Annotated in this window: 11 protein-coding genes; 4 read left to right on the forward strand and 7 right to left on the reverse strand. The window is 47.1% G+C overall.

Annotation, left to right across the window (positions count from 1 at the left end):
* Positions 1 to 102: 102 nt before the first annotated feature.
* Both guaA and guaB read right to left on the reverse strand, forming a co-directional pair.
* Positions 103 to 1,680 (reverse strand): glutamine-hydrolyzing GMP synthase, encoded by a 1,578-nt coding sequence (guaA, locus tag LSG37_RS19475; RefSeq protein ID WP_233081622.1) that lies wholly within the window; start codon positions 1,678 to 1,680, stop codon positions 103 to 105.
* Between the two features lie 74 nt (positions 1,681 to 1,754).
* Entirely contained in the window at positions 1,755 to 3,224 is a 1,470-nt protein-coding gene (gene guaB, locus LSG37_RS19480) for an IMP dehydrogenase (protein ID WP_233081624.1), read from the reverse strand.
* A gap of 130 nt (positions 3,225 to 3,354) precedes the next feature.
* Between guaB and xseA the strand changes: the two genes are divergently transcribed.
* The 4 genes from xseA to LSG37_RS19500 all read left to right on the forward strand — a co-directional run bounded on the left by xseA (position 3,355) and on the right by LSG37_RS19500 (position 6,909).
* A complete protein-coding gene (gene xseA / locus LSG37_RS19485) occupies positions 3,355 to 4,695 on the forward strand; it encodes an exodeoxyribonuclease VII large subunit (protein WP_233081625.1) in 1,341 nt (446 codons plus the stop codon).
* Entirely contained in the window at positions 4,695 to 5,144 is a 450-nt protein-coding gene (locus tag LSG37_RS19490) for a hypothetical protein (protein WP_233081627.1), read from the forward strand. Before xseA ends, LSG37_RS19490 begins: the two co-directional genes overlap by 1 nt.
* A gap of 568 nt (positions 5,145 to 5,712) precedes the next feature.
* On the forward strand, positions 5,713 to 6,069 hold the full coding sequence (locus LSG37_RS19495; protein ID WP_127025614.1) for a hypothetical protein: 357 nt from the start codon (positions 5,713 to 5,715) through the stop codon (positions 6,067 to 6,069).
* A 66-nt stretch (positions 6,070 to 6,135) separates the two neighbouring features.
* Complete coding sequence (locus LSG37_RS19500) at positions 6,136 to 6,909, forward strand: hypothetical protein (RefSeq protein ID WP_233081628.1); 774 nt, start codon at positions 6,136 to 6,138, stop codon at positions 6,907 to 6,909.
* 372 nt (positions 6,910 to 7,281) lie between these two features.
* Here LSG37_RS19500 and LSG37_RS19505 read toward each other — a convergent pair whose 3' ends face one another.
* The 5 genes from LSG37_RS19505 to hisS form a co-directional block, all read right to left on the reverse strand.
* On the reverse strand, positions 7,282 to 7,686 hold the full coding sequence (locus LSG37_RS19505; protein WP_233081630.1) for a VOC family protein: 405 nt from the start codon (positions 7,684 to 7,686) through the stop codon (positions 7,282 to 7,284).
* Positions 7,687 to 8,077: 391 nt separating this feature from the next.
* Positions 8,078 to 9,550 carry a ribosome biogenesis GTPase Der gene (gene der / locus LSG37_RS19510; protein ID WP_233081633.1) on the reverse strand — a complete coding sequence of 491 codons (1,473 nt, stop codon included), beginning with the start codon at positions 9,548 to 9,550 and terminating at the stop codon, positions 8,078 to 8,080.
* A gap of 185 nt (positions 9,551 to 9,735) precedes the next feature.
* A complete protein-coding gene (bamB, locus tag LSG37_RS19515) occupies positions 9,736 to 10,920 on the reverse strand; it encodes an outer membrane protein assembly factor BamB (RefSeq protein ID WP_233081634.1) in 1,185 nt (394 codons plus the stop codon).
* Positions 10,921 to 10,929: 9 nt separating this feature from the next.
* Positions 10,930 to 11,568 (reverse strand): YfgM family protein, encoded by a 639-nt coding sequence (locus LSG37_RS19520; protein ID WP_233081637.1) that lies wholly within the window; start codon positions 11,566 to 11,568, stop codon positions 10,930 to 10,932.
* A 68-nt stretch (positions 11,569 to 11,636) separates the two neighbouring features.
* On the reverse strand, positions 11,637 to 12,911 hold the full coding sequence (hisS, locus tag LSG37_RS19525) for a histidine--tRNA ligase (protein WP_233081638.1): 1,275 nt from the start codon (positions 12,909 to 12,911) through the stop codon (positions 11,637 to 11,639).
* Between the last annotated feature and the right edge of the window lie 26 nt (positions 12,912 to 12,937).

The raw sequence follows: 12,937 nt of genomic DNA on the forward strand, positions 1-12,937 counted from the left end.
AAAAGCGAAAGGGGCAGATTTAATCTGCCCCTTTTTTCTATCCAAAGTAATGTAGGGGTGGGGCTTGTCCCCACCCGTCTAGAGTCCTACACGAAGGATAAATTATTCCCACTCAATAGTTGCTGGCGGCTTACCGGAAATGTCGTACACCACACGGGAAATACCGTTCACTTCATTGATAATGCGATTAGACACCTGACCTAACAGCTCGTATGGCAAATGTGCCCAATGTGCTGTCATAAAGTCGATGGTTTCTACCGCACGGATCGACACAACCCAGTCGTATTTGCGGCCATCGCCCATTACGCCAACAGATTTCACTGGCAGGAATACGGTAAAGGCCTGGCTGACTTTGTCGTACCAGCCTGAATTACGCAGCTCTTCGATAAAAATCGCGTCGGCTTTGCGTAATAAATCACAGTATTCTTTTTTCACTTCACCCAATACACGCACACCTAAACCCGGGCCTGGGAACGGGTGACGGTACAGCATGTCGTATGGCAAACCTAAAGCTAAACCTACTTTGCGAACTTCGTCTTTAAATAGTTCACGCAGTGGCTCAACTAAGCCCATTTTCATATCAGCTGGTAAACCGCCAACATTATGGTGCGACTTAATCACATGAGCTTTACCGGTTTTAGATGCTGCTGATTCAATCACGTCAGGGTAAATAGTGCCCTGAGCTAACCAGCGAGCATTGCTAAGTTTTTTCGCTTCTTCGTCAAAGACTTCAACAAATACACGACCGATAATTTTACGTTTGGCTTCAGGTTCAGCTTCACCTTTTAAGGCGTCGAGGAAACGGTTTTCAGCTTTGACATGAATAATGTTCAAACCAAAATGATCACCAAACATTTCCATCACTTGCGTGCCTTCGTTTAAACGCAATAAGCCGTTATCGACGAATACACAAGTCAGGTTTTTGCCAATAGCGCGGTGTAATAACATCGCCACGACAGAGGAATCGACACCACCTGATAAACCTAAAATTACCTGATCATCACCCACCTGCTTTTTGATGTTAGCAATAGCGTCATCAATAATGGTGGCCGGAGTCCAGAGTTTTTCACAACCACAGATATCGACTACAAACTGCTCTAACATCCGCAGACCCTGACGGGTGTGAGTCACTTCAGGGTGGAACTGTACGCCATAAAACTGACGGGCTTCGTCAGCCATAGCGGCATGAGGGCAAGTTGGCGTTTGCGCAGTCGTAACAAAACCTTCTGGGATTTGTACTACTTTGTCGCCATGACTCATCCAGACATCCAATAAGCCACGGCCTTGTTCGTTCAGATGATCTTCAATGCCGGTGAACATGGCATTTTCTGCAATCAGTTCAACCTGAGCATAACCAAACTCACGGTGATCAGAACTGGCCACTTTGCCGCCCAGTTGTTCAGCCATAGTTTGCATGCCGTAGCACACGCCAAGTACTGGCACACCAGCTTCAAATACATAAGATGGCGCACGAGGCGAGCCAGCTTCAGTTACACTTTCAGGGCCGCCAGATAAAATAATACCGGTTGGAGCAAATTCAGCGATTTGTTCAGCAGTAACGTCCCATGCCCACAGCTCACAGTAAACACCAATTTCACGCACACGACGGGCGATCAGCTGAGTGTATTGCGAACCGAAGTCGAGGATCAGAATTCGATGGAAGTGAATGTTTTTGCTCATAATCACCTTGTAGTAACAAAAGTCGAATGGATAAAACACAGAGGCTGGCAAAACGCCAGCCTCTGATTAAGCGGTTAACCTAAGCGGTAGTTTGGCGCTTCTTTGGTGATTTGCACATCATGCACGTGCGATTCACCCATACCAGCAGAAGTTACTTTGACAAAGACCGGCTTAGTGCGGACTTCAGCAATAGTAGAACAACCTGTTAAGCCCATAGAAGAGCGCAGGCCACCCATTTGCTGGTGAATAATAGTGCCGATTGGGCCTTTGTACGCTACGCGACCTTCAATACCTTCAGGCACTAACTTCTCAGCGTTGTTGCTGCCCTGGAAATAACGGTCAGATGAGCCATTACGCTGTGCCATAGCACCTAATGAACCCATACCACGGTAGGATTTGTAGTAACGGCCCTGATACAGTTCTACGTCGCCAGGCGCTTCTTCGGTACCGGCAAACATTGAACCGACCATCACACAATGTGCGCCAGCCACTAAAGCTTTGGCTATATCACCTGAGAAGCGGATACCACCGTCAGCGATAATACAAACGTCCATGCCTTGTACGCCATCAACTGCATCAGAGATAGCGGTAAGTTGCGGTACGCCACAACCTGTGACAATACGGGTGGTACAAATTGAACCTGGGCCTATGCCCACTTTCACCGCATTGGCACCAGCCAAAGCTAAGGCTTTTGCGCCTTCAGCTGTGGCAACGTTACCAGCCACTATTTGTAAATCAGGGTATAAAGCGCGGGTTTGACGGACTCGGTCTAACACGCCTTCAGAGTGACCGTGTGAGGTGTCTATTAATAAAATATCCACACCAGCTTCTACTAAAGCAGCAATACGTTCGTCTGTGCCCGGGCCTACACCCACGGCAGCACCAACACGTAAGCGACCAAATTCGTCTTTACAGGCGTTTGGTTTGCTGGCGGCTTTGTTGTAATCCTGTACTGTGATCAAACCTTTTAGCTTAAAGCCATTGTCGACCACTAATACTTTTTCGATACGGTGTTTGTGCATTAAAGCCAAAGCTTCAGCGCGTGGGCCAGCTTCGTTCACTGTGACTAAACGCTCTTTTGGCGTCATCACAGAAGAAATAGCCAGTTGCGGATTGGTTTCAACGTTCAGGTCACGACCTGTCACAATGCCAACCAGATTGTTGTCAGCATCGACCACAGGGAAACCAGAGAAACCATGCTGAGCTGCCAGTTGCTGCACTTCACGGATGCTTTGTTCCGGACGTACAGTCACAGGGTCTGAGACTACACCACTTTCGTATTTTTTTACTTTACGAACATTGGCTGCCTGCTCTTCGATGGTCATATTTTTGTGAATAAAACCTAAACCGCCTTCCTGTGCTAAAGCAATAGCTAAACGAGCCTCGGTGACAGTGTCCATAGACGCCGATACCATAGGAATATTTAACGTAATTTTGCTGGTCAATTGAGTCCGCAGGTCTGCGGTATGGGGTAACACAGTGGAGTGCGCCGGTACAAGTAACACGTCGTCAAATGTAATGGCTTCTTTCACGATCCTGAGCATTGCAACAATCTCGCTGTTAAAAAAAGAGGGGGGAATGTTGCGGCGCAATTTTATCCGCTTTTGCGCCTTGCCACAATCAATTTTTCGCTTTTGTGTTACATTAGTGGCATGAACCCTTGAGATCTGCCTTATGTCCCAAGCCGATATTTATACCGTCTCCCGCTTAAACTCTGAAGTTCGCCTGACTCTTGAGCTGCAATTTCGTCAGCTGTGGTTAGTGGGCGAAGTGTCCAATTTTATTGCTGCCTCTTCCGGCCACTGGTACTTTTCGTTAAAAGATCAGGCCGCTCAGGTGAAAGTGGCGATGTTTAAGCAAAGCAACCGATACGCCAGCCTGCAGCCAAAAAATGGTCAGCAAATTCTGATCCGCGCCCGTATTAGTGTGTATGAACCCCGTGGTGAATATCAGTTACTCGCCGATATGCTGGAACCTGCCGGTGACGGCTTACTGAAGCAACAGTACGAACAAATCAAAGCCACTTTGGCCGCTGAAGGTTTATTGGCGCCCGAGCGCAAAAAGCCGCTGCCGAAAAAAGTACAAAAAGTTGGGGTCGTCACCTCCCCTACTGGCGCTGCCATTCGCGATATCATCACAGTACTGCAACGCCGGGCTCCAGCTTTGGAAGTGATTATTTATCCTTGTTTAGTACAAGGCACACAAGCTCCGGCGCAAATTTACAATGCCATCCAAAAAGCGATCTCCCGCAATGAAGTAGATGTGCTGCTGATTGGCCGTGGTGGTGGCTCGCTGGAAGATTTATGGTGTTTTAACGATGAACAGGTGGCCCGTTTAATAGCGCATTGCCCTATTCCAACCGTCAGCGCCGTAGGTCATGAAATTGACTTTACCATAGCCGACTTTGTCGCTGACGTGCGTGCAGCCACTCCATCTGCCGCTGCTGAGTTGGTATCGCCGGATCAGCAACAACAACTTCAGTTAGTGAAATCCGCAGAGCAACGCTTACAACGCTCAATGCAAAGCTATTTACGGCAGCAGCAGCCGCGTTTAACGGCCTTGGTGCACCGATTAACTTTGCTTGACCCGGCACGGCGTTTACAACAACAGCAGCAGTATCTGGATGAATTGCAAATGCGGTTGCAAAGCGCCTTGCTACGACGCATCGATAAAGCGGCACAACAGCAGCAGTTTTTACAACATCGTTTGCAACAGCTCACGCCACTGGTACGAATTAAACAGCAGCAACAAAAGCTGAGTCAGCACAACCATCAGTTACACCAGTCTATGCAGCAGTTGCTGAAACAAAAGCAGCAGCAGTGGTTATTGCAAAGCAGCCGTTTGCATACCGTAAGCCCGCTAGCCACTTTAGAGCGCGGTTACAGCATCAGCTTTGACGAACAGCAGCAAGTGATCACTGATGCATCGAAGTTACAACCGGGCCAACAGGTGAAAACCCAGCTGGCGAAGGGCCATTTTATCGCTCGTATAGAACAAGTTTTTCCAAAACACTGATGCAGCAAACTGATATCAGGCAAATAGCCACAGAATTAGTACAATTGCTGGGGCCTACAGACTGGGCCATAGGCGGCAGCTATTTACTACAGTGTTATGGTATTGAGCCACAAACCCGGGATTTGGATTTAGTCTGCACACTGGAGCGCTTTGAGCAATTTAAAGCTTTGCTCAGCCAGTATGCTCACCTTGTGCCTGTATCGCTCCACCCCATTTATCGCAGCAAGGGCTTTGCCCGTTTTAGCAAAAATGGCCTTGTGATCGAACTTATGGCGGGCATACAAGTGTTAAAAGACGACGGCTTGCATTCATTTGAGTTTCAGCCGGAAAAAATCAGCTGGCAACAGGATTTACCGCTGATGCAGTTAGCTGATTGGCTGGAGTTGTATCAATTGTTTGAGCGGCCAAAGCGGGTGGCACAACTGCAACAGTATTTGAGTTCGCTGTAGGTTGTACTCGTCGCGCAGCGGCAGTACAACAATGAAACTAGCGGTAATAAACAATTTAGGATTTTGAATTCAAAGCGTTTCGCCTTTGGCGAGATACTTTCTTTTGCTTCGCCAAAAGAAAGCTATCCAAAGAAAAGGCGACCCCAGGTCGCAGCGAAAGCCCGGCCCAAAATCGCGCGTCCAAGGCGACTCGGCAACTCGTTCGTCGCTACCGCTCCTCGCTCAAACACTCCTCGTCTTAAAACCTTGGCCACCCAATTTTGTCCGGCTCGCGCCCTAATGGGGATTTGGTGCCAGTAGTTAGTATGGCCTTTGCTGATTGGCAGTTAAGAGCGAAAAGCGACATTAGGGCACATCACAAGACCTAACCCTAGCGTCCCTCTAGGGTCCATTCTGGCATGTATAAAGTTTGTGTGGCCCATTTTAGGAATTATAGAAAAAGTTGTTGAAATAGAGGTATGTCAGCGTTAGTTTGGTATGAGTGAAAATCAGGAGATAAGGCTGGAAAAGTTCTGCGTGTTAGCAGGCTGCCTTTGAAAAATCATTGTTACAACTACATGGAGTAGCTATGCAAATTTGGAGTGCTTTGCTGTTAGTGCTTTTGCTGTCCGGATGTGCAACACCCGTGAGTCACACAAACATACCGCTTTCAACCTATGACAAAGATACCGAGTATGGTATAGAAAAAAGGGACGATGGATTCGCAATTACCGTTTTCTACTCACGCTATCAATTCATACCTGAAAGTGATGTTTTAGCAACAGCTTGCAAGAGCCAGCTAACCTCCATCGCTTGGGAACATGCAGATAACGAGGGGCGTGAAATTGAACCAGTCAACGAGCAAAGAATTCGCATTTCAATGGGCCGCAATGAGTTAACAGGCATAACCTCTTGCCAGGCCAATGCCATAGCTAAGTGGAAGTAGATTAAATTGAATCGCTGCGATCTCAATTTATCGGATAGTAGGGGTTGAACTTCGTTTGGAGGTACAGTGGGTTATTTCCCGAAAGTTCATTTTGAAAATGCTAGAGCTCTTTCTGAGAGTAAAGAAGATAGCCAACTTCGATATTGTTGCTTAGAGCTTCGCTACTGTATTGAAGCAATTGTATACAAGAAGTTATCTGCTTTTCGTGATATTCCAAACACTATTACAGAAACTTGGCAACCGCATAAAGCTATCAAAATGCTGAGTAAGATTGATGAGTTTGCAGACAAATACTGTAAAGTAGAAATAAATTTTTGTCAGTCAAATATTCCGCCGATAGACGGTTGGATCGCTCTGGGAGAACAAAAGATACCATCCGTACAATGGCTGACTAAAAATTACAGCAAGCTTGGAAATTTTCTGCACTTACCTAAGCCTAATGAGAGCGAGTCATTCAATACTGAAAAGATAAAAAAGTGTGTAATTGATGTACTTGACGGCATAGAACAATATGTAAACACGGATATTTGGATTAGGGCGTCTGGTATTGAACTTCAGGCTTGTCTAGAGTGCTCCGAAGATCTTATTTTTGATCGTAACCAACTTAAAGAAGGTGATGTTGTCGAGTGTGACTCATGCAAATTTCGCTATCGAGTAAAGTCGAAAGGTGGTAACAAACTTACCTTGTCATATACGGTACATGACGTTAAATGTGGTCGGTGTGGTGAGATGCTACAAATTGATGACCAGAAAATCATGAAAAATCGTGAGTTCGTATGCGGGTTTTGTGGAGAAGATCATGTTGTTGTCCAAGCATATCGCCGCAGCTCTCAGACCTAAGCTACCAACTACTGGCACCAATCCCCCATTGGGGCGCGAGCCGGACAAAATTGGGTGGCCAAGGTTTTAAGGCTGGGAGTGTTTGAGTGAGGAGCGGTAGCGACGAGCGAGTTGCCCAGCCGCCTTGGACGCACGATTTTGGGCCGGGCTTTCGCTGCGACCTGGGGTCGCCTTTTCTTTGCGCCGCTTTCTTTTGGCGACGCAAAAGAAAGCGGCTCGCCAGCGGCGAAAGCTTTAAAGTAAAAAATGTAGCAACCAACAAATGTTACAACTACAGGCGCTCCCGAGCAGTTACATTGTTGTACTGCCGCTGCGCGTCGAGTACAACCTACAATGCGGCGCCACGCACAAGCTACCGAATTGGCGTAACGCTTATTCCTGCTCAGCCCCATTAATCACTGCTTCAATATGATAACCATCCGGGTCAATCACAAAAGCCGCATAATATTCATCGCCATAATCTGGCCTCAACCCTGCAGCACCATTTTCTTTGCCACCATGCAATAAAGCAGCTTTATGAAACTCATCCACAGCACTACGGCTTGGTGCTGCAAAGGCCAGATGAAAACCTGGTACAGAACCTGACAAAGCCTGTGCTCTGAGTTTGATGGCAAACTTATCGCCACCGTTTCTGTAGCCATAACCTACAGCACAATCTGGGTCATCATCGCTGATATCATCCCAAACGCGGACATAACCTAAAGCGGATAACACAGCATCGTAAAAAGCTGCTGAACGGTAAATATCAGAAACACCAAAAGAAACATGATGCAGCATAAAACCTCAGAGTAAGGATGGTTGATTCAGGAGTGGCTGTATATCACAACCCGCATGTGTGGCGCTATTTGGCTGACAGGGATAAACCCTGATTGGCATTGGATTGGAATTATAGACGGGCGGGTCGTAGGGGCTGGGCTTGTCCCCGCCCTTTCTACCCGCCCCTACAATTTGTTTGTGAATGCGCGGGGTAAATGCGAAAGCCCAATAGCACCTGACTGTAATTTGCAACCGACAGAGATAAACGCTGATTGGTATTGGATTGGAGTTATAGACGGGCGGGTCGTAGGGGCTGGGCTTGTCCCCGCCCTTTCTACCTCCCCCCCACAATTCGCAATCAATGCACACCCCATAGAAACAACAAGGCCAGCTTTCGCTGGCCTTGTAAAACTTACTTCTTATTCACCAGATTCGCTCTGGCTTTTAAGATGCGGTCTCGTTTGTACTGCTGATTAGGCGTCAGCATACTACGTTTACCCGCGAACGGGTTTTCGCCTTCGCGGAATTCAATCCGCACTGGCGTGCCCATCATCTGTAAAGATTTTCGGAAATAATTCATCAGATAACGTTTGTACGAATCTGGCAGGTCGTCTACCTGGGTACCGTGGATCACGATAAGAGGCGGATTGTAACCACCGGCGTGAGCATATTTCAGCTTCACACGACGGCCTTTCACCATAGGTGGCTGGTGATCTTCCACTGCCATTTTCATAATACGGGTTAAAAGCGCTGTGCTGACACGGCGGGTGGCCGAGTCGAAGGCTTCTTCTACCGATTCAAATAAGTTACCTACACCAGAGCCGTGTAATGCTGAGATAAAATGCAGACGGGCAAAGTCGATAAAACCTAAACGTCTGTCGAGTTCACGTTTTACATCTTCTTTAACACGCTCGTCCAGGCCATCCCACTTGTTGACAGCCAGTACCAATGAACGACCGGCATTGAGCACAAAACCTAAAATGCTTAAGTCCTGATCAGAAATACCTAAACGGGCGTCCAGCACCAAAATCACTACGTTGGCATCTTCAATAGCCTGCAGAGTTTTAATGACAGAAAACTTCTCGACCATATCGTCAATTTTGCCACGACGACGCACACCAGCTGTGTCGATCAACGTATATTCGCGCTCACCACGGGTCATAGGGATATAAATCGAATCCCGTGTGGTGCCCGGCATGTCGAATACCACAACACGTTCTTCACCTAAAATACGGTTGGTTAAAGTCGATTTACCCACGTTTGGACGACCCACTATGGCCAGCTTGATATGCTGATCCTTAGCTTGAGTAATGTCCTCTTCGCTTTCTTCTTCCAACTCTTCCGGTAATTCTTCGCCCTTTTCAATGGCGGCAATACGCTGCTGCTGCTGTTCAGACAACATAGGCAATAACGCATGTTGCAGCAAAGACAACACACCACGGCCATGCACTGCAGCTATAGGATAAACTTCGCCCTGCGCCAGGCTGTAGAAGTCTGCAGTGGCAGTATCAGCATCCAGGCCATCGGTTTTATTGGCAACCAAAAACACCTTTTTATTGATACGACGTAAATGCTGCGCTATCGCATCATCGGCTACAGTAGCGCCGGCACGGGCGTCCACCATAAACAGCACTATGTCAGCTTCGTCGATTGCTTTGAGTGACTGCTCGGCCATTTCTACTTCAATGCCTTGCTCATTGCCGTCTATACCACCGGTATCGACCACAATGAATTCGTAACCTTCGTATTTGACTGAACCGTATTTACGGTCGCGCGTCAGGCCCGGGAAATCTGCCACTAAGGCGTCGCGGGTGCGGGTCAAACGGTTAAATAATGTTGATTTTCCAACGTTGGCTCTGCCAACCAAAGCCACTACAGGTAACATGGTTTTACCTCAAATAAAATTACTATGTATCCTTGTGGATACCGCAGGCCGACTGGCCTTCTTACTCTGTCACGTCAGGCTTTTCAGCCGTGGCAGCTACGTAAATCACTAAACTTTATTAAACAACAAGGCCGGAGGCGATGATTTATCGGCTCCGACCTTGTCTTTTTCCATACTCAGCTGGTTTAAGGTAAGCGTATTAAACTTAGCTCACCATCCCGGGTTTGGATCACTAATTCATCGGCTGAGCTTATGCCCTGAGTGTAAAAACCGGAACCATAGGATTCCTGAGCAACAAATTCACCGGTATTTTTATCTAACCAGAATAAGTTACCTTCCACATCACCCACGGTCAGATAGTCTTTATAAACTGCCGGGCCCGTCAGGAAATGTTTATGCAAACCTGTTTGTGCCCATTGCTCTGAGCCATTGCGACGGTCAACAGCAAAAATTTTACCAACACTGTCAACCAGATAAATAGTATTGCCTTCAATGACCATATCGCGGAAGCTGGCGTATTCACGTTTCCACATTACCCGGCCCGTGCGCAGTTCTAATGCGACCAGTTCACCGTTAAAGGCTATGGCGTAAATAGTACCTTCGGCTACGATAGGAGTGGCATCCACATCGACCATACGGGATAAATCGGTTGCGCCTTTTGGCACAGCAATGGCAGCGTCCCATGCTAATACACCTTTGTCGGCGATCAACACTGCAACCTTGCCTGCACCGCTACCCAAAATAACGCCACCATTAGCGACCACTGGCTCGCTGGTACCACGCAAACTTAATACTGCACTTTCCTGCTCGTACATCCAGCGCTGTTCGCCAGTATCTGGGTGCAATGCAAAGATATAACCAGCCGATGTATTGACCAGTACATAACCTTCGCCCGCAGCAGGTCTGGCAATCACTTCACCTTTGACTTTAATCCGCCATACCAATTCGCCGGTTTCAGGGTTTAACGCCACTACATCGCCGTTTTCAGTGCCTACAAAGATTTTATCGTAGCCAGCACTAATACCGCCCGAAATACGTGCCGTTTCTGAATTCCAAAACTTCAGACCATCCAGAAAGCTGCCAGTGCCATCGTCGCGCACATCAAAAGTCCACAGACGTTTGCCTGACTCTTTGTCGAAGCCCATCACTAAACCAGCACGGCTGGCAGCAAAAACTTTGTCTTTGTAGATTAATGGACGCAGTGCTGAATCATAATGTTCAACACCATCACCAACAGATGCACTCCAAATTTCTTCGGGTTCAATTTTGTTGTTAATTTCCGGATAAACCAATTCTTCTTTGGAAGAACAAGCTGCCAAAGTCGTCAACAACACCAGCATTAAGCCGATACGGGACCTGAATAACTTCACTCTTACACCTTAAGCAGCAGTTACGTGCGCCAGTTCGTCTAATTTCACTTTCAGAATTGGATTCTGAGCATCTTGAGTTGCTGCAACAGCAGCCTGGTAAGCAGTTTTAGCTTTCGCCAGCTCACCTGAATTTTGCAGCACATCACCTGTCAGTTCTTGCTGTTGTGCTTTAAAAGCTTCCGGTACTGCTAAAGCCAAAGTAGCTAAAGCAGCAGGATAGTCTTTTTGTTCATTTTGTACACGAGCCAGACGCAGCTGCGCCAGAGCTTTAATTTCTGGTTGAGTTGCAGTCGTGACTACCCAGTTCAGCTGTTTGGCTGCACTGGCATAATCTTCTTTAGCTACAGCTTCTTTGGCAGCCACAAAAGCAGCCAGCAGAGCGTAAGAAGAGTCACTGTTTTTATCAACAAATGTCTGGAATTGAGCCAGCAACTCAGGGTTATCCGCTGCGGTTTGTTGTTGTTCCAGTAACTGGGTATAAGCGCTTGAAGCCGCCATAGTGTTTTCCAGTTGAGTGTCCTGGAAATAACGCCAGCCGTACAAACCACCTAAACCCAACACTACACCAGCGATAATGGCGGTGCCGTTTTCTTTCCAAAAGCGCTTAATGGCTTCGACTTGTTGTTCTTCGCTGTTGTAAATTTCCATCTTCGATCCCTTTAAACCAGCGACTTTAGATACAGCCGCTTTATTCAGTCAATTTAATAGTTTGCAGCTTAAGACAGCTGTTTTAAGTAGTCGCTCAATTGAGTCAATTTAATATTTTGTTGTGGCTTATCTTCTCTGAGCCATTTCAGCGTAATTTCGCCTTGTTCCAGTTCAGTTTCACCTAATAACAGACCAAGGCTGGCCCCAGACTTATCTGCTTTTTTAAATTGTTTCTTTAAGTTGCCGCCACCGGAATGCGTCATTAAGCGCAGTTCAGGTAAATCATTACGCAGGGCTTCGGCAATAGAAACTGCGGCAAGTTCCGCTGCATCCCCTAAGGCCATCAGATAAATATCAGTTTGAGCCTGGGCTTCTGGCAATAACTCTAAGGTTTGCAGCAATAATACCAGTCGCTCCATGCCTAAGGCAAAACCAACTGCAGGAGTAGATTTACCACCCAGCTGTTCTACTAAACCATCGTAGCGACCACCGGCACACACAGTACCTTGTGAACCTAAGCTGCTGGTCACCCACTCAAACACAGTTTTGTTGTAATAATCCAAGCCACGAACTAAACGTGGATTGATCACAAACTCAACACCAGCGGCTTTTAAACGCTTTTGCAGGCCATCAAAATCTGCTTTGGATTCATCGTCTAAATAATCCAAAAGTTGTGGCGCTCTGCCCAGCATGTCCTGCATTACCGGATTTTTGCTATCCAGTACCCGCAGTGGATTGCTGTACATACGGCGTAAGCTGTCTTCATCAAGTAATTCTTTATGTTGCTCTAAATAGGCCATTAAAGCCGCGCGGTAATCCGCACGAGCCTGATTAGACCCTAAAGAGTTCAGCTCCAGAGTCACATGAGCAGATAAACCTAAGCTTTTCCACAAACGAGCACTGAGTAAAATCACTTCAGCATCAATGTCCGGACCTGCCATACCAAAAGCTTCTAAACCAAACTGGTGAAACTGGCGGTAACGGCCTTTTTGCGGACGCTCATGACGGAACATAGGCCCCATATACCACAAGCGTTGTTCTTGGTTGTACAACAAACCATTTTGATTAGCTGCACGCACGCAGACTGCTGTACCTTCAGGGCGCAAGGTCAGGCTGTCACCATTGCGATCGGCAAAAGTGTACATTTCTTTTTCAACGATGTCGGTCACTTCGCCGATAGAACGCTTAAACAGCTCGGTCATTTCGACTATAGGAAAACGAATTTCCTCATAGCCATAATTGCGCACTGTTTTACGTAAAATCTGTTCCACATACTGCCATGCCGGGGTATCCGCAGGTAAGCAGTCGTTCATGCCACGAATGGCCTGGATATCTTTTGACACGGGTTTTATCTCTTTATCCTAAGCGG

The sequence above is a fragment of the Rheinheimera soli genome, assembly GCF_021290985.1.
GTDB lineage: Bacteria > Pseudomonadota > Gammaproteobacteria > Enterobacterales > Alteromonadaceae > Pararheinheimera > Pararheinheimera soli.